Source organism: Terriglobales bacterium, from assembly GCA_035567895.1.
Classification (GTDB): domain Bacteria; phylum Acidobacteriota; class Terriglobia; order Terriglobales; family Acidobacteriaceae; genus Gp1-AA112.
Genome location: DATMPC010000006.1, coordinates 35,343 through 53,574 on the forward strand (window position 1 = coordinate 35,343; position 18,232 = coordinate 53,574).

An 18,232-nucleotide genomic window follows, 5' to 3' on the forward strand; every position below is an offset into this window, starting at 1 on the left:
CTCGGGGCGCTGTAGAGAAAAGCGATTCGCCTCTGATTGAAGAGCGGTGCCTGCCTCTAGTTCACAATCGACAGATCAGCAGCTCTCTCTCATATACCATTTCGGGAGGAAGGTGATCGTGCAATTTGATGAACAGCTCTTCGTGGCCGATTACCTCTGATTTCCAGGCTTCGCGATCGACTGTCTGCAGCTCTTCGAATTTTTCGCGAGGAAAATCCAGAGCGCGCCATTCGATGTCTTCGTAGCGCGGCACCCAGCCGATGGGAGTCTCGCGGCCGACCACACATCCATGGACGCGATCGACGATCCACTTCAGTACCCGCATGTTCTCGCGGTACCCGGGCCAGAGAAAGTTTCCATTCTGGTCTTTGCGGAACCAGTTCACGTGGAAGATGCGCGGGGTCATGCTGAGGTGCTTCTGCATCTTCAGCCAGTGACGGAAATAATCGCCCATGTGATATCCGCAGAACGGGATCATAGCCATGGGATCGCGGCGAACTTTGCCTATTGTGCCGGCTGCCGCTGCAGTCATCTCCGACCCCATCGTGGCGCCGGCATAGACTCCGGCGCTCCAATTGAAAGCCTGGTAGACGAGCGGCATAACCGTGGCGCGGCGGCCGCCAAAGATGAAGGCACTGATCGGCACGCCGTGCGGGTCTTGCCATAGGGGATCGATTGTCGGACACTGCGATGCCGGTGCTGTGAAGCGCGCATTCGGATGGGCTGCTTTCGCGCCGGTTTGCTTGGCAATCTCCGGAGTCCAGCGATTCCCCTGCCAGTCCAGACACTCGGCGGGCGGCTCTTTCGTCATACCTTCCCACCAAACTCCGCCATCCGGCGTGAGCGCGACGTTGGTGAAGATGGTATTGCGCGACAGCGTCGCCATCGCATTTGGATTTGTCTCCCAGGAAGTTCCGGGAGCGACGCCGAAGAATCCCGCCTCGGGATTGATAGCGCGCAGCTGACCTTTTTCGTCAGGACGAATCCAGGCAATGTCATCACCAACCGTCCAAACCTTCCAGCCCTCGAAGCCTTTGGGCGGGACCAGCATGGCGAAATTGGTCTTTCCGCAGGCACTGGGAAATGCCGCGGCTACGAAGGTTTTTTCTCCCTGCGGAGACTCCACGCCGAGGATGAGCATGTGCTCGGCCATCCAGCCTTCGTCGCGTGCAATGGTCGATGCGATGCGAAGAGCGAAGCACTTCTTTCCCAGCAGAGCGTTCCCGCCGTATCCGGAGCCAAACGACCAGATCTCGCGGCCCTCGGGAAAATGCACGATGTACTTTTCTTTGTTGCAGGGCCAGGGAACATCTTTCTGTCCCGGAGCCAATGGCACGCCAACGCTGTGCATGCAGGGAACTACGCGCTTCACGTCTTTGTCGATCTCGCGAAAAACCGGAAGCCCGATCCGCGTCATGATCCGCATGCTGACGACCACGTAGGCCGAATCAGTGAGCTGGACACCGATCTGTGACATCGGCGAATCAATCGGCCCCATGCAGAAGGGCAGGACGTACATGGTGCGTCCGCGCATGCAGCCATCAAATAGTCCCTTCAGCTTCCGCCGCATCGAGAAAGGCTCTTCCCAGTTGTTCGTGGGACCGGCGCCGTCTTTGGAGAAAGAACTGATAAAGGTGCGATCTTCGACTCTGGCAACATCGCTGGCATCGGAGCGCGCGTAATAACAACCGGGCCAGAGTTTCTCATTCAGCTTTACGAAGGTGCCATTCTCGACCAACTGCGAGCACAGCCGTTCGTATTCCTCCTGGGAACCATCTACCCAGTGGATGTTCATAGGCTGGGTCAGCTCCGCCATCTTCTCTACCCAGCGGACTAAATGTTTGTTGGTGGTTAGGGGCTGCGTTCGGTCGATCGTCTGCGCTATGGCCATGTCGTTATAAATTCCTGAATCTTACGATTATAAATAGATAGATGAATGTGGCATCCCATCGGTCTCCACAGGGCCGGCGCCGGCTCACACCCAGATCGGGGAAAGCAAGGGTCTGGCGGAGACCCCGAGGGCATCTAATCCGTAAACCTCGTGTTCTCTGAATGTATGGGTACGAATAGTGGGCGGCGCTCAATGATGACCCCGTGTTCTCCACGGCCGTGCTGCTTCGTAATGCTGGCGTTTCTCCTGGTCATCTCTGCATTCCCACAGGAGAAAGAAGATGGACCTCTTGATTCGTCCTTGCCGGAGGGCGTCACCGTCCGGTCCATCGTCAAGCGCTTCGCTGCGCAGGAGCAGACCTTCAAGCAAGCCCGCGAGCACTACACCTACCGCCAGGTAGTGAGGATGCAAACGCTCGACGATAGAGGCTTCCCCGACGGTGAATACAACGATACTTTCGACGTCACGTTCAACGATCAAGGCGAGCGAGTAACGAAGCAGGTTTCCCATCCGCGCGACACGCTCAAGCGCATTCGTGTGACCGAGGAAGACATCGACGACATGCGCAATCGTCTGCCTTTCGTGCTCACGACTGATGAGATTCCGGATTACAACATCAGATACCGTGGCCAACAAGAGACGAGCGGAACACACGCTTTCGTATTCGACATCTCTCCGAAGGCGATGGAAGAGAACAGACGTTATTTCGAGGGCCGCATCTGGGTTGATTCCAACCAATACCAGATCGTGAAGAGCGCAGGGAAAGCCGTGCCCGACATCTACAACCAGAATGGCGAGAACCTCTTTCCCACCTTCGCTACATATCGCGAACTAGTAGACGGCAAGTACTGGTTTCCGTCTTATACGAAGTCCGACGACTACCTGCATTTCAGTACCGACTCCATACACGTAGTCGAGACCGTTGACTACATCAACTACAAGCGCTTCGGCGCCGAGTCGCGCATTATTTTTGACGGCAAACAAATTGGTTCGGACGAGCCGCAGCAATCGCGCGACCAACGTGGAAGCGCAAGTCCGCAGTCTGGGCCACAGTCGTATCCCACTCAGAATGATCGTCCTCAGAACAACGCACCGCCGGCAAATCCGCAGCAATCTGCTCCGGCGCAACGTTCGCGTACGCCACAGCAGCCTGTGAACCCACCGCCTCAGCCCGCGCAATATGTGCAGCAGGCGCTAATGTCTCTGGAACGAGAGATTTCGGATGTGATTACGAAAAAGGAGGTCTCGATCCTTAATCGCATTCTGACCGACGACTACCAACTCATCAGCGCCAACGGCGACTCGGAGAGCAAGTTCGATTTTCTCAGCGACGTTCAGAAGGGACGCGCCGGAACATTTGGGCAGCCTGAAAACATGCAAGTCCAGGTGAATGGTGATCGAGCCGTCGTGACAGGTGAGCGCGAGGAATCGATTCCCATTGATCGGAACCGAGTACAAACGGCGCGCGTCCGTTTTACCGATACCTTTGTCCGGCGAGCAGGGGAGTGGCTCTTGACGCAGACAAAAGAGGCGGCAGCTCGCAGGTAGAGACGCAGAACGTGAATGCGGGCCCTCCCCGGGGTTTTGACTTTGGTTCCTCCAGAGACTGTGAGTCATATCCGTCAACCATAGGTGAATCGACGTTTACAACATTGAGGCAAACACCTGGGTAAGGACGCTCCAGATCCACGTTATCCTGCAGGTAAGCAACTGCATCTAAGGGTCTGCCATGGAACATTGGGAACAATACGAGATTTGGAAACTGATCCCAGGAAACTCGCGCTGGGAACTCGTGGCGGCGTTTCGCGATTTCGATGTGGCCTCAGCTGTTGCGAGGCAACGCGACCACAGTCTTCGGCTGATTCGTGCAGTCTATGAAGGCAACAAGCTGGCTGAACATCATGTGATCGCGGAAATCGGACGAACGCGGCAAACAGCCTAGCGAATTTCTTCTGAGCTCATGCTCCTGATTGCGTTGTCGGGAATTTCGCTTTACTATCGCCCCTGAGTGTCCACCGTAAAGACTACTTCAGAGATGCGTGAGCGAGTCGTCTCAGCCGGAATGGTGGACGACGATGCATCGTTTGAATTGAAGCTTCGGCCGCGCAGACTTCAGGAGTTCATTGGGCAAAAGAAAGTAAAAGATAATCTTGCAGTTGCTATCCAAGCTGCAAAATCGCGTGGTGAAGCCCTTGACCACGTTCTGCTCTACGGTCCGCCAGGATTAGGGAAGACCACACTGGCAACCATCATCGCCAACGAGCTCGGCGTCGATTATCAGCAGACCTCAGGCCCCACGCTACAGATTAAGGGCGACCTCACCGCCATCCTGACAAACGTTCGCGAGAAACAGGTTCTTTTCTTCGACGAAGTGCACCGTTTGCAGGCTGCTTTGGAAGAGATCCTGTACTCGGCGCTCGAGGACTACAAGCTCGACATCATCGTCGGCCAGGGACCGTCGGCCCGCACACATACCCTCGACGTAAGGCCATTTACGTTCGTGGCCGCTACTACGCGAGCAGGTCTGCTGTCTGCGCCGTTACGCTCACGGTTTGGCATCGTACTGCGCCTGGAGTTTTATTCCGACGAAGACCTGAGAATTATTGTTACGCGCTCCGCGGAGATTCTCGATGTAGCGATCGACCAAGAAGGGGCACTGGAGATCGCGAGCCGGGCGCGCGGCACGCCGCGAATCGCAAATCGCTTGCTGCGGAGATGTCGTGACTATGCGCAAGTGCGTGGAGCCGGCCATATCGATCGCCCGACCGCACAAGCAGCGCTCCAGATGCTCGAAGTCGACAAGCACGGCTTCGACGAAATGGATCGCCGATTAATGCTTGCCATTATCGAAAAGTATCAAGGTGGCCCGGTGGGGCTCAACACACTCGCTGCGGCTTTGGCTGAAGAAGCCGACGCGATCGAAGATATCTATGAGCCCTTTTTGATCCAAATCGGATTCCTGGATCGCACGCCACGCGGTCGTGTGGCTACCCAATTGGCCTATGACCATTTCGGGATCGCCGCACCGAGGAAGCAGCAACCGCTTTTTTAACAGGACACGGAGGGCACAGAGGAGTTGCGGCTTAGCCTTTGCGATTCTGAAATTCGAAGTGGATGCGGCCCTGTCGTTTCCTGCTCGTTTGTTGCCGCTCTCACATGTCCTCTGTGCCCGCTGTGTCCTCTGTGGTTTAGACTTTCCTTTCGCTCATGAGCAGAAAACTCTTTGGTACTGATGGAATTCGTGGAGTTGCCGGCGAATTTCCCCTCGATGGTGGCACGGTGTTTGCCATCGGGCGGGCCCTCGGACATCATCTCGCGCGCGGCAATCGACGCCCGCGAGTTGTAATTGGTCAGGACACACGTGAGTCGAGCGCATGGATTGCGGCTGCCGTTGCCGCCGGTCTCGCCTCCTGGACCGCTGAAGTCTCTTCCGCTGGCGTGATTACCACTCCGGGAATTGCCTACCTGACGCGCGAGCTCGGCTTCGACGCAGGCGTGGTGATCTCGGCCTCACACAATCCCTGGACCGACAACGGAATAAAGGTGTTCGGCGGCGATGGGTACAAGCTCTCCGATGAGATTGAGCTTTCCATCGAAAAGGAAATCTTTCGCCTCATTGAGAATGGCGGAAGCCCTGAAGCTCGACCGCAAGTACTTCCGACTCTGCCGGGAGATCACGACCTACGCAAACGTTACGAGACCTGGCTGAAGTCTCGCGTCCCAGTTCCCAAGGTTCGGGGAAAGATCGTCATTGACTGTGCCAATGGAGCGGCAAGCCCGTGCGCTCCCGAGCTTTTTGCCATGCTCGGGATCGAGGCCGAGTTCATTCATTACGATCCCAACGGCAAGAACATCAACGACCACTGCGGAGCTCTTTACCCGCAGGTTGTGGCCGAGGCGGTGAAGAAACGCGGCGCAGTGATGGGCGTAACTTTTGACGGCGATGCCGACCGCGCTCTCTTCGCCGATCGTCATGGGAATGTCGTGAATGGGGATGCTGTATTGCTGATGGCGTCACGGGACCTGCAATCTCGGAATGAGCTTGAAGCGGCCATGGTGGTTGCCACTACGATGTCCAATATGGGATTGGAGGCCGCTCTGAAACGCTCTGGCATCCGTATGTTGCGCGCTCCAGTTGGCGATAAGTACGTCCTCGAGGAGATGCGGAAGAACGGAGCGATCCTGGGCGGCGAGCAGTCGGGACACATCATTTTTTCCCGAATTGCAACTACGGGCGACGGACTGCTAACCGCTCTTGTAGTACTCGATGTCGTTTCCCGCACGGGAAAGCAGCTTGATGAACTGGTGGCCGACCTGAAAGTCTTTCCGCAGCTCATCAAGAACGTGCGAGTTCGGGAAAAACAGCCGCTCGAGGAAATCAATACAGTGAGGTCGGCCATCCGTCGAGCGGAGCAAGACTTGGAAGGCAGCGGCCGCGTTGTGGTCCGATACTCCGGCACTGAGCCGTTGGCGAGAGTGATGATTGAGGCTGAGTCGCAAGAGAAGATGCAACGGCACATTGAGGCGATTGCCGGTGCCATCCATGAGGCGATCGGCGCGTAAAATGGTCTTCACCTCAGGTATTACCCCGAGTCGCTGTAAGTGCAACAAAACACAATGAACATGCGGGGTCTAGAAGTTTTCCACAATCGAGTTTTTTTGTGCTACCATCCGTTGAGTTTTTAAACTTTAACGATTTAGCAACGAACGCTCAGCCTCCAACCTTCACAGCAATTCGCGAAGGAATTTTCAGGCTCAAAAAAATTTGATTCGGCGTCTCCGTTCCCCTGTTCGGGCGCCAATAGCCGCTGTTCCCAGACGGAATTTCCGTTCTGACCGAACTGCGGACATTTTTTGGTAAGGCATCAATGTCCCTTTCAACTTCCGCTGCAGCTCAAGTGAATCCATGGATGCGAATTCTTGGCGCCCTGGAAAAGAAAATTAATCGTCATTCCTACGAAACCTGGCTCAAGCCCACTCGCTTCAGTCACGCCGTGGGCAAGGTGATGTTTGTCCGCGTGCCGACTGCGGAGTTCCGCCACATAGGCGACAAGTACGGCGACCTCATCTGTGAGGCTGTCGACAACCTGGGCCTGGAGTTTGAAGATTTTCAGTTCGTTACCGTTGATGAGGATCCATCTGTTGTTGCGCAACGTCCACCCTCGCAGCCAATTCCAGTTCAATCAGCAGGGCATCATCCCGGAAATGGCGGCGCAGCACTTAGGTCGGGTGCCGGAGTTGGACCCTCTCAATCGCGCTTTGATTGGGAGACTGCGGCACAACTAAATCCCAAGTACACCTTTGAGGCTTTCGTTATCGGGAGTGGGAACCAATTCGCACATGCTGCATCGCGTGCGGTCGCTGAACGTCCCTCAAAGGCCTACAACCCGCTCTTCCTGTATGGCGGAGTGGGAATGGGCAAGACGCACTTGATGCAGGCGATCGGACATGAAGTAAAGAAGCGTATGCCGGAGGCTTCCATCTGCTATGTGTCGAGCGAGAAGTTCACCAACGAGATGATCAACTCGTTGCGCTATGACAAGATGACCAGCTTCCGCGACAAGTTCCGCAATGTCGATGTACTGCTCATCGACGACATTCAGTTTCTGGCCCAGAAAGAGCGCACGCAGGAAGAGTTCTTCCATACCTTTAACGCCTTGCATGAGTCGATGAAGCAGATTGTGATCGCCAGTGATCGTCCGCCGAAAGAGCTGGCCGAAATCGAGGATCGCTTGCGCAGCCGCTTCGAATGGGGACTGATCGCGGATATTCAGCCGCCGGACCTCGAGACAAAGGTCGCGATTCTGCAGAAGAAGAGCGAGACTGAGCGTGTGGCGCTGCCGACTGACCTGGCTCTCTATATCGCCTCGAATGTTCGCACCAACGTCCGCGAGCTCGAAGGTGCGTTAATTCGTTTAATCGCCTACTGCTCTTTGACTGGAGCCGAAGTTACTTTGAGCACCGCACAGCAGGTGCTGAAGAACTTTATCGACTCCCAGGCGCGAAAGATCAGCATTGACGCCATTCAAAAGGCAGTCGCCGAGCAATTTGGATTGCGGACGCCGGAGATCAAGCAGAAGAACAACTCGCGATCGATTGTGGTGCCGCGCCAGATCGCGATGTACCTGGCCAAGCAGATGACTGAAGCGTCGTTGCCGGAGATTGGTCGGCAATTCGGTGGAAAGCATCACACCACCGTGATGCACTCAATCGCGAAGATCGATGAGCAGCGCCGTGCCGACAAAGATCTGAATCGGCTAATTAACAAGCTCACCGAGACGCTAAACGGATGAGGGGAAGTTCTCAGTAATCAGTATTCAGTTTTCGGTGAGAGCCCGGGCTTACCGGGCTCTTGCTGTTACTGAGAACTGATCACTGAATACTTTTCAAATCCCCAGCCCGTACCGATCCTTCAATATCACTTTGTGGTGAAGTTCGTGTCCGGCGATGATGTAGGCAAGCGCGCGCACACTGACTTCGACATTGTTAGCTATTCCAGTTCGTTCCCAGGCTCCAGGTTCCAGGTTGCGAAATAGCGAGATGGTTGCGCGCCGCACTTGCTCGAATTCTCGCCCCAAATTCCCCACGCTACGCTGGTCAAAGCTGCCGTTCTTCACGTAGTCATCCTGCTCGAACCCAGGGAGAGGGGTGCGATCTTGTCGTGCTATGCACAAGGCACGGTAGGCCATGACGCGTTCAGTGTCGATGAGGTGACCTAGCACTTCCTTGACGCTCCATTTTCCCGGCTCGTAGCGGAAGGTACTGTGTTGCTCAGAGAGGTTGCGCAGCAGGATTAGAGTCTCAGAAAGTTGCTGATCGAGCGCAACGAGCACATCATCGTCGAGAACAAGGGAAATGTAGCGGTGATAGTAAGGATCGTATTCCGACGTTGCCGGACGCACTACACTTGCAGACATGCGACCTCCAGGCTCCAAGATCTTTGACTTCGGCGCCTGCATCGATGGTAGCAAGCCGGGATGGGCTGACATCAGGCTTCTATAATCATTCTCGATGGCTACTGCGGTCTCACCGGACATTCGCACGAAGTACGAAGCGGTAATCGGGCTGGAAGTCCACGTCCAGCTGCTTACCGTGACAAAGGCATTCTGCGGATGTTCTGCGAAATTTGGTGCGCCTCCAAATGCGAATGTCTGTCCGGTGTGCCTGGGACTTCCGGGGGCGCTGCCGGTTTTGAATCGTAAAGCAGTGGAGTACGCGGTTCGTGCAGCCATGGCGCTGAATTGCGAGATCCGCGAGACCTCAATCTTCGCCCGCAAGAACTACTTCTATCCTGACCTTCCCAAGGGCTACCAGATTTCACAGTACGACAAGCCAGTCGCGGAGCATGGTTACATCGATGTGGCAGGAGGAAACGCCCCCCCGCGACGGATCGGGATCACGCGCCTCCACCTCGAAGAAGATGCCGGCAAGAGCATGCACGATGGTCTTCCCGATTCGGCACACTATACTTACGTCGATCTAAACCGCTCGGGCGTGCCGCTGGTAGAGATCGTCAGCGAGCCCGACATGCGCTCTCCCGATGAAGCCTACGAGTACCTCACGCGCCTCAAGGAGATCATTCTTTATACCGGCGTGAGCGACTGCAACATGGAGGAGGGCTCGTTGCGCTGCGACGCCAACGTAAGCGTGCGTCCTCGTGGCCAGCAGAAGTTCGGCACCAAGGCTGAGGTAAAGAACGTAAATTCCTTCCGTTTTATCCGGGAAGCTCTCGAATACGAAATCGAGCGCCAGATCGAGGTTGTGGAGTCAGGCGAAAAAGTTGTTCAGGAAACGCGGCTGTATAACCCCAGCGAAAGCAAGACCTACAGCATGCGCTCGAAGGAAGAAGCGCACGACTACCGCTACTTTCCCGAGCCAGACCTGATGCCGCTGGTTGTCGATGCGCAGTGGCAGGCGCAGATTCGGTCGTCACTTCCCGAATTGCCTGAGGCTCGCCGCCAACGACTAATCGCCGAATACGGCATCACGCCTTACGACGCTGGCGTGTTAACGGCAACGCAGTCGCTCGCCGATCAGTTCGAACAAGCTGCTCAGTCGGCAAAGAATCCCAAGCGGGTGGCTAATCTCGTACAAAGCGAAATCATGGGGCGACTCAAAGCCCGGGGCCTGGAAATTGAGCAGTCGCCCATCAGCATGAAAGGCATTGCTATGTCCGCCGATCTCGTAGACAGCGGCGCGATCTCAGGCAAAATGCTCAAAGACCTCTACGACCTGGCTTTCGAGCGCAATCAAGATTTTCCCGCCGTCTACGAACAGGAAAAGCCGCAACAGATCACTGACACCACCGCAATCGAGAAGATGATCGATGAGGTAATCGCTGCCAATCCCAAGCAGGTGGAGCAGTATCGCGCCGGAAAAAAGACCGTCGCAGACTTCTTCGTTGGGCAAGTAATGAAAGCCTCCAAGGGACAGGCGAATCCGGCTCTCGTGAACGAGATCCTCTCCCGCAAGCTCGAATAGTTTTTTGTTGTCATTCCGAAGCGAAGCGAGGAATCCCTGCCTCCTCCCACCAGTCTCGTGTTCATAGGGATTCCTCACCGCAACTTCAGCGGTTCGGAATGACAACCACAAAATTTCTGAACGATTTCCCAAACAGCCCGTTCTTCAGTCATGAGACGTAGCATGGGTGGCTTTGAGCGATACATGCCCGGTCCGATGGTCTTCGAACTCACTGAAAGGGAGCCTGACTGCATGGCGGATAATGCAGTTGCTCCAGAGATCGAAGCGCTTGTTCGGGAGCATTCTCGATTGGTCTTTCGCATCGCCTATTCCGTGGTTCGCAATCATGCTGACGCTGAGGATGTGGTGCAAGAGGTTTTCCTGCGCGTGGCAAAGCATGGAACTGCCGGCATCGCGGACACAAAAGCCTGGATCTCGCGCATTGCCTGGCGCGCTTCTGTAGATCGCTATCGGCAATTTGACCGGAGGAATCAGGAGGAGTTCGACGAGCGGGTTCACGCTTCACACACTCGTCTGTCAGGAACCGAGCAGGAAACCATCTCGCGGGAAATGCTGGCTTTGCTGGATCGCATGATAGCCGTGCTGCCCAAAAAAGAACGTGATGCATTGTTGCTCACATCCGTGGAAGAGATGAGCAGCGCTGAAGCTGCCACGGTGCTGGGCACGACCGAGACATCCATCCGTGCGCGAGTATTTCGCGCCCGCCAGAAACTCGCGGAAAAATTGCAGAAAGTAGCAGGAACGAAGTATGGGCGGTGAGAACCGAAAGCCTGAATCCGAAGACCTAGATCACTGGTTGAATCTTGCTCTACGGGAGCGAGCGAATGCGGAACCGCGAAGCGGTCTTGAAGAGCGCGTGCTGACGCGGCTCGCCACCCAGCCGCGGAAGCAACAGTTCGCCCGGTGGCAAGTGTGGGCTGCTGCCGCGGCAATTTTCGTGATCGTTCTTACGCTCGCGCTGAGTTATCCGCGCCGCCATGATCAGGTTGCTAATGAGCAACCGCCGACGGTATCGCCGGAGCACAAAACGAGACGTAATGAGCTAACACCGGAGCAACGGCAATCCGCGACACAAGCGCATGCCGCCAGCGTTAGAGACGCAGCATGCTGCGTCTCCAAAAGGATGGTGGCGAAGAACACGCCGCCCGCAGTTCGCAGCGAACCCGAACCATTGCCGAAGCTAGCCAGCTTTCCTGCTCCGCGTCCCGAGACCAGGCAGGAACGCCTGCTGGCGCAACTTGCCGGACAGCCAGAGATCGTTGAGGTCGCGAGTGCCTCAACTGATTCGTCGCCCCTAAAAGAACTATCGATTCCGGAATTGAAAGTCGATCCGATGGAAGGAACTCCGCCGGACCTGGTCCAACCAGACCAATTTGGGAGGAAAGATGCTTCACAAGAACGTCGGTAGATATGCAATCTGTCTCATTATCTTTCTTGTCGGCACTGGGCTTTTTGCGCAAGAGCCAAGAGCACCACAGCCAACGAGTACCTATAAGCTCGATTACGTCTTCTCAGAGAACCAGGACGGAAAGAAAGTAAATGCCCGCAGCTACAGCACCCTTGTTCGAGTTCGCGAGCGCGGCAGCATCCGCCTTGGCAGCCGCATTCCGGTGGCCGTCGGAGCGGCAAAGGACGGGAGCGGCAACCAGGTTCAATATATGGATATTGGCGTCAACCTCGATTGCCGCATCGCAGAAGAACTCGATTCAGGAATCGATCTCTTTACCAACGCAGAGGTGACCAGCCTCACAGACGCGAATCGCGTCGGCAACCCAGTAGTTCGACAATCGAAAATCCAAGTTGAGAGCATCGTCCCGGTAGGGAAGCAAGTGCTTCTCACCAGCGCGGACGAAGTGGACGGGACCAGGCGCTTACAGCTTGAGGTGACGGCGACTAAGGTGAAGTAGAGACGCGGCATGATGTGATCGCGCCTTTTTCTTTTTTAGTTAGAGCAACGGATAGCGAAAATATTTCTTGGCTTGCTTCTAAGCTGTTGAGCAGATTGAAGCGAAAAAGTGATAGAGCAACGGATGAAGATTGATTTTTCCTCCTTGCCTGCGGCATCATGCGGAGGTGCGTGTGAATTCCAATTTAGGAATGCCCAGGTTGTTGGTAAAGACCTCCTCGATCACCGGCAGCAGGCCTGATGGCTGTCTGGCAGGCGCTTCGGTTTCGAAGAATCCCCGAACAATCCCCGGAGGCGTCGGGGATTCTCGGGGATCATTCCCGAAGTTGCCGGGGATCATCCCGGGGATTGATCCCCGAATCCCCGGGGATACCTCGGGGATTCCATCCGCTAAGTCCTTTGGATTTGGGGATCAAGCAAAAAAGCGAGTTTTGCTCGTGAGGCGGCATGGTGACGGCAGTTCCACCGAGGTTCTATTCGGAGCAAAATCCAACTTCGGAGCTCACCCATCAGTTAATTTCGACAAGCGGTAACTGGATTCGTCTCTCCGTGCAGCATCGAAGCCTGTTACTTTGCCCGTTCCGCCTTGCCGATCAAAGCCTTCAGCAGCATGTTCACGAGCGTCAGCAGAATGGCGCCAACAAGGGCAGAGCCGAAAGACCGGATAAAGAATCCAGGCACTATTGCCGAGGTGATCTTCAGGATGATCGCGTTGATCACGAACCAGAAGAGTCCAAGCGTGAGGATCGTGAATGGGAACGTGAGGACCTTGAGCACGAGTCCGAGCGTGGCGTTGAGGAAGCCAAAGACCAGTGCGCCGATTAACGCCGCTCCGAGCCCGTTCACAGAAAAGCCGGGGACGACGTAGGAAACGATCAGCAGACTCAGGGACATTAACAGCCAGCGAACGAGAGCGTAGATCATAGCGAGCAGACCAACCGCTCGCCTTAATAGATTTCCGCTTCGAGGAGATGCAGATCGACGAGCAGTCCGTACGTCCTCAGCAGGTTATATATCATGAAGCCCTGTAAGAACAGGGGCAGAAGCATCATAAAGATGCCGTCGCCCATCATGGCGGTTACCACAATGAATATGGTCCTGCATGTGTACAAGCCGATGGCGAACAGCAACGCCTTAAGGTTCAACTTATAGGTGTACACCCCGACAATCGCGAACGCGACAAAAACGATTCCCGAGCTGATGGCGACCGGCAAATTCTCTCTGCTGAAATAGGTTTCGAAGAGCGACAGAGCAGCAACTGCAAAGAAGCGCGCTGAAGCGCGTTGAACCAATCGCGTGACCAGGCTTCGAGACGCCGAAGTATCAACTTTCTTGGCTATGAAAGTAGTCTCGTTGAATACAGTTTCTTTTTGAGGCTCTTCTTCCTTGGAGGTCTCTGCAGCCTTCTTCTCAAGATAAGTGACGTCCTCTACGTTCTTGATCCTGAGGTTGGGACCTTGATAAATCGTCTCCCTGTCCGGCATGATCAGGTCATGCGCAATGCGGCCTAGCTTGGCGAACATCTCCGGAATGGCGCCTTCATGAACTGTCTCAGTTTGTGGCTTGCCGAGTTGCGTTAGCTGCGCCGCCGAGTACTTCCGGGTGATGTGCTCGGGAATATCGCCGCCATGAACCGTCTCCTTCACGGAGGCTCCGCCGGCGTTCGGATGCTTCGGCTTAAAGAGGTCTATTTCAGGACCGTCGTAGACGGTTTCCTTGACAGGCGTGGGGGTGGTATCGCTGCTCATGGCTGGACCAAGGTCGCCCTAACATAACTTGGCTTCTAGCTCGATTCTGAGCGTAAATGAGCACGCGATCATCACTAGTAACCGCGTTAACGATTACGTTGGTAAGTTCCGCCTCCGGCCACGCCTCCACGGACGGCATGGTAGAGACAAAAGCATGCTCCAGGTAAACGGCCGCGTTTCCCTGGTTTGAATCGTTGAACTGACCACTGAAAACTTGTCTATCGTCTCCCACGTCCTCGCATCATCGGCACTGGCGCAGCTCCCTTGTAATCTCTCGGGTACACGACAACGAAGCGGCGCTCGGCTTCCCCCGAGCTTTCGGTTCGGAGGTCGGCCTGGTCGCGCATGGCTAGGTGAAGCATGCGCCGTTCGCGCGCGGACATTGGAGCAAATTGATAGGGTTGACCGGTCTTGCGCACGCGTTCGGCGGCGACTTCCGCGGCCAGTTTCAGCTCCTGTGCGCGCAGCGTTTTGAAGTTCATGCAGTCGAAGCTGAGCTTGTCATGCTCCTCCGACTCCAGGCGTAGCACTTTCAATGAGACATGCTCCAGCGCGCGCAAGAGCTCGCCATTGCGCTCAAGGAGCAGCGGGCTATCCGGGCCGGCGAAATCGACTACGATTTCAGGACTCTCTCCCAGGTCAGTATTCACTGGAGGATTCGCGCTGATGCGATACTTCAAGCGAAATCCAGCTAGCTGAATGGTATTGCGCAGGACTTCGTCAACACGTCGGGCGGCGGCAACTCGATCTTGGATCGGCATGGCTGGGGAGGACGGTCACCTCTGCGAGTTACTAAACAACATTTCTAACATCGTTCAGCCAACTGCGCTACCTGTCCATTGGGAGCATTGAGTAACTTGCACTCGGAGCGGCACGCTAGGGGAGCTTCCGGCGTCCGAGGGATGCGGCAAATACACCGCCGGCGGTCGAGAGCAACAGGAAGGCAATGAGAAACAGAAACATTCCGAAGACAACCAGCACGGCGAGTCCTTCGGGAGTCTGGGCCCATTGGGAAATCGCCTGCACATCGTGATTGTTCGCGGCGGCCTGATCCAGCGAGCTGCGCAGCAATGCGCGAATCTGCTCACCTTGATGCATCACCAGCGTCGCGATGGCCAGGTATGACGACGTAAATACTGCGAAGAACAGAAACCCCAGAAGTCCGGCGAGAGCGCCGATCTTTCCACCGATCGTCGATGACAACAGTACCAATGGAGATCGCCGTCGATATAGGACCACAGCCAGCCAGCCACCACCAAGCATCCATAACGGGAACAACGCACTTACTACGGGTAGCATCGAGCCGATCGCCATTACTAATCCGGCGGTGCTGGCGGAGGGCAGTGCGTGCTTCCAGTTCATCGATAGACCGGAGCCCTGTGGTAGCGCGTCCGAAGCTGCCGACTCGGGATTGCCCGTGGGTGAAGTTGAGATCGCGACTTCCGGAACACGGACCTGAGGGGCGCCGCACTGGCTACAAAAAGCAGTATCGGCACTCAAAACGGCACCGCAACGATGGCAGGTTTGTTCCACTCGTCGAACTTAAATCAGTGGCTTAAGAGTGTGCAAGCGGAAGAGACTAGTCCGTTGTCGGTAATCAGGCGTCGGCAAGATCGAACTCCCATTACTCATTATGGGCAAATTCAATACTTTTTCTTTAGATCGAATCTTTCTCGCCGTGCTTCTGTACGTAGACCAGCGCGATGTTGCTGCCGCCGTCTTCCGGTTTTACGGCGACGATGTGCTGCTTGTCGTTGGTGCCGGTCTTCAGCTCAAGAGTGTTTCTGTCGCCTGAAGAGTAGGTAAAGTCCTTTCCGTTGCTCCGTTCACTGCCGCATGTGAGCTGATTCCCCTGATCCTCATTGCGACCATGCAGCGAAACATCTCCGCCCTTACACTCGAGAAACTTGCCATATTTCTGCTGAAGATCCTTGCGGTACCAGTCGAGGACCTTCTCGGGAGCATCATCGGAGTGGTAGTTGAGAGCGATTACCTTCAACTGTCCCCATGGGCTTGCGATGTTCACATTCGCCTGGTCGTGATCGTGACCGCGCTTGGGAACCAACCGGGAGCCAGGATAAACACTCAATCCAGTTTCCTCCGGCTTTACCTGGTCGGTACGAACACTCACGGAACCGAAGGGGGTTTTCACGTCGACGTTATCGCCGTTGTCGCTCTTCTTGACATTTACGCAGGCGCTCAACGCCAGCACGGCACTCAACAACAAGAAGCCAGAGACTACATCTATGCGCGAATTCATTCGATTTGAGCTGCTCCTGATGTGGACTTTACGGGCGCTGGGCAACGCGCAGTTCTTCGGGCTTGAGTTCCAAACCGAAACCACGTTCAGCGATGCCCGGCAGACTAACCGGAAGCTTACCCTTGAGTTGCATCTCGCCGAAAAGCAGCTTCACTGCGCTGCGTTCCGCAGTCGGCGCATTCGAGTATGTGCAAATATACGTCTGCACGCTGGGAAAGTTGGACGCTAGATATGGATTCCCCATGGCAATTACAGCTGTCTTTTGCCCCGCAACGTCCAACAACTGCTGCATCAGATTCCCTGTGGCGTCGTTTAATCCGACGGTGTTAGTTAGTTGTCCGTTGACAATCGTTTGCTTAGCTGCGGTGGGTACCACATAAGCCGCAACTACCACCTTCTCAGCTTGCTTGACGGCATCAAGGATTTCCGGCGTCATTCCGCGCGCGATGGACCCATCTACAACATAGACTTTGGTCCCACGGGCTCGGCGCCGCAGTTCAATTTCAAATACCCGGCCGTACTCACTGCGCACGTCGTCGGTGATCACTACGCCAACCAATGCCATTCCGGCGCTTGGAGAACGATACGCGCCTCCCGTCCCGCTGGTTCCGGGAATCTGTTGCGTCGAAAGCGGCAGAGGGAGCACTTGTCGATTGTCTCGGACCAGAGTTGCAGCCGAGTCGGCAACCTGCTGTGCGAAATCGATGCTCTGCGGGAGGCTCACGACGCGCGCGACATTTTCCAGATCTACTCGCCTGGCCTTATGCAATCCAAGCGATGCCTTCGCACGCAGAATTTTGAGCACCGAGGCATCAATCTGCTGCTGCGAAATCTCTTTGCTCCTCACTGCTTCAACCAGACCTTTGAAAGCCCCTTCGAGATCAGAGGGCAGTAGAACCATATCGTTTCCAGCCTTCACGGCATCCACTGCGGCGCGTCCGGCGGGATTGGGTCCATTCTCGGGATAGAGACGCGTCAATCCATGCATCTCAAGGGCATCGGTCACGATGAGACCCCGAAAATGCATCTTGTCTCTTAGCAAGTCCGTCACGATCTTGTGTGACGTAGTCGCAACCTTGTCCGCATCGGGCTCCAAAGCAGGAATCGTAACGTGCGCAACCATGATGGAATCCACTCCGGCCTCCACAGCTTTCTGGAAGGGCGGGAGCTCGACTGATTCAAGCCGCTGGGTGTCTCCGGAGACCGTAGCAACGCCAAGATGGGAATCGGTGGCAGTGTCTCCGTGTCCAGGAAAGTGCTTGGCCGTGCTCAGCATTCCATTCTCACGCGACCCTTTTATGTAGGCTGCGACCATGGCCGCAACGGCCTGAGGGTCCTCGCCGAATGAACGCGTGTTGATGATGGGATTCTTAGGGTTGATGTTTACGTCAGCAACAGGAAAGAAATTCCAGTGCACTCCGATGGCCCGTGATTCCTGGGCGGTGATCGCGGCGAATCTTTGCTCGAGCTCCGGATTCTGTGTGGCCCCGAACGCCATCGCATGCGGAAAGGCCGGAGTCTCGTTCAGACGCATGGAGAGTCCCCGCTCAAAGTCGGCCGCGACCAGCAGTGGCAACTTCGATTCTTTCTGAAAAAGATTCGTGATCGCGGCAGCCTCATACGGAAGATCTTTCAGCAGGAGTCCGTCGTAAACGCGGACCGTCAGAATGATCGAGCCGAGGTGGTACTTCTTAATAGCGTCGCTGACTTGCCGGTATGCGTCGCTCTCTTCGTTGAGAAAATCCGCGTACGCGCGAATCTGGATCATCTGCCCAATCTTCTCTTCGACCGACATCTTCTTCAGCGTTTTTTCCGCCCATTTGTTTCCGTCGAGGGTCAGTTGAACGGGTCCTGCCTTGGAGAATTTTTCTTCTTTTGCGAAAGCAGGAAGCACAAACAAGAGGGCGATGATGATGGCACGCAGCCTGGGATTCAGCATGCAGCGA

At 55.5% G+C, this 18,232-nt stretch carries 17 protein-coding genes; 9 read left to right on the plus strand and 8 right to left on the minus strand.

From position 1 onward, the window contains the following. Positions 1-61: 61 nt before the first annotated feature. Positions 62-1,891 carry a phosphoenolpyruvate carboxykinase (GTP) gene (locus tag VNX88_01245; protein ID HWY67253.1) on the minus strand — a complete coding sequence of 610 codons (1,830 nt, stop codon included), beginning with the start codon at positions 1,889-1,891 and terminating at the stop codon, positions 62-64. A 231-nt stretch (positions 1,892-2,122) separates the two neighbouring features. Between VNX88_01245 and VNX88_01250 the strand changes: the two genes are divergently transcribed. From VNX88_01250 to dnaA, 5 genes are all read left to right on the plus strand, one after another. Further along, positions 2,123-3,439, plus strand: coding sequence for a nuclear transport factor 2 family protein (locus tag VNX88_01250; protein HWY67254.1), 1,317 nt, complete (start codon positions 2,123-2,125; stop codon positions 3,437-3,439). Positions 3,440-3,620: 181 nt separating this feature from the next. Further along, the gene (locus VNX88_01255) at positions 3,621-3,833 is read left to right on the plus strand and encodes a hypothetical protein (protein ID HWY67255.1); all 213 of its coding nucleotides are present in this window, start codon (positions 3,621-3,623) and stop codon (positions 3,831-3,833) included. A 93-nt stretch (positions 3,834-3,926) separates the two neighbouring features. Next, a complete protein-coding gene (ruvB, locus tag VNX88_01260) occupies positions 3,927-4,943 on the plus strand; it encodes a Holliday junction branch migration DNA helicase RuvB (protein HWY67256.1) in 1,017 nt (338 codons plus the stop codon). 155 nt (positions 4,944-5,098) lie between these two features. After that, positions 5,099-6,454 carry a phosphoglucosamine mutase gene (gene glmM / locus VNX88_01265; protein ID HWY67257.1) on the plus strand — a complete coding sequence of 452 codons (1,356 nt, stop codon included), beginning with the start codon at positions 5,099-5,101 and terminating at the stop codon, positions 6,452-6,454. A 305-nt stretch (positions 6,455-6,759) separates the two neighbouring features. After that, the gene (dnaA, locus tag VNX88_01270) at positions 6,760-8,184 is read left to right on the plus strand and encodes a chromosomal replication initiator protein DnaA (GenBank protein HWY67258.1); all 1,425 of its coding nucleotides are present in this window, start codon (positions 6,760-6,762) and stop codon (positions 8,182-8,184) included. Positions 8,185-8,277: 93 nt separating this feature from the next. On the opposite strand, the gene VNX88_01275 is transcribed toward dnaA, so the two are convergent. Beyond that, positions 8,278-8,808, minus strand: a complete 531-nt coding sequence (locus VNX88_01275; GenBank protein HWY67259.1) for a DinB family protein — start codon at positions 8,806-8,808, stop codon at positions 8,278-8,280. 94 nt (positions 8,809-8,902) lie between these two features. Here VNX88_01275 and gatB point away from each other — a divergent pair, with 94 nt between their 5' ends. From gatB to VNX88_01295, 4 genes are all read left to right on the plus strand, one after another. Next, on the plus strand, positions 8,903-10,372 hold the full coding sequence (gene gatB, locus VNX88_01280; GenBank protein HWY67260.1) for an Asp-tRNA(Asn)/Glu-tRNA(Gln) amidotransferase subunit GatB: 1,470 nt from the start codon (positions 8,903-8,905) through the stop codon (positions 10,370-10,372). A gap of 162 nt (positions 10,373-10,534) precedes the next feature. Further along, positions 10,535-11,131, plus strand: a complete 597-nt coding sequence (locus VNX88_01285; protein ID HWY67261.1) for an RNA polymerase sigma factor — start codon at positions 10,535-10,537, stop codon at positions 11,129-11,131. After that, positions 11,121-11,780, plus strand: a complete 660-nt coding sequence (locus VNX88_01290; protein ID HWY67262.1) for a hypothetical protein — start codon at positions 11,121-11,123, stop codon at positions 11,778-11,780. Before VNX88_01285 ends, VNX88_01290 begins: the two co-directional genes overlap by 11 nt. Beyond that, positions 11,758-12,279 carry a hypothetical protein gene (locus tag VNX88_01295; protein ID HWY67263.1) on the plus strand — a complete coding sequence of 174 codons (522 nt, stop codon included), beginning with the start codon at positions 11,758-11,760 and terminating at the stop codon, positions 12,277-12,279. Before VNX88_01290 ends, VNX88_01295 begins: the two co-directional genes overlap by 23 nt. 566 nt (positions 12,280-12,845) lie before the next feature. On the opposite strand, the gene VNX88_01300 is transcribed toward VNX88_01295, so the two are convergent. The 6 genes from VNX88_01300 to VNX88_01325 form a co-directional block, all read right to left on the minus strand. Further along, positions 12,846-13,202 (minus strand): phage holin family protein, encoded by a 357-nt coding sequence (locus tag VNX88_01300; GenBank protein ID HWY67264.1) that lies wholly within the window; start codon positions 13,200-13,202, stop codon positions 12,846-12,848. A 23-nt stretch (positions 13,203-13,225) separates the two neighbouring features. After that, complete coding sequence (locus tag VNX88_01305; GenBank protein ID HWY67265.1) at positions 13,226-14,026, minus strand: hypothetical protein; 801 nt, start codon at positions 14,024-14,026, stop codon at positions 13,226-13,228. Positions 14,027-14,244: 218 nt separating this feature from the next. Further along, a complete protein-coding gene (locus tag VNX88_01310; protein HWY67266.1) occupies positions 14,245-14,787 on the minus strand; it encodes a R3H domain-containing nucleic acid-binding protein in 543 nt (180 codons plus the stop codon). Positions 14,788-14,902: 115 nt separating this feature from the next. Further along, positions 14,903-15,526, minus strand: coding sequence for a hypothetical protein (locus VNX88_01315; protein HWY67267.1), 624 nt, complete (start codon positions 15,524-15,526; stop codon positions 14,903-14,905). Between the two features lie 157 nt (positions 15,527-15,683). Continuing rightward, positions 15,684-16,286, minus strand: a complete 603-nt coding sequence (locus VNX88_01320) for a hypothetical protein (GenBank protein HWY67268.1) — start codon at positions 16,284-16,286, stop codon at positions 15,684-15,686. Between the two features lie 28 nt (positions 16,287-16,314). Further along, positions 16,315-18,225, minus strand: coding sequence for a glycoside hydrolase family 3 protein (locus VNX88_01325; protein ID HWY67269.1), 1,911 nt, complete (start codon positions 18,223-18,225; stop codon positions 16,315-16,317). Positions 18,226-18,232 lie beyond the last annotated feature (7 nt).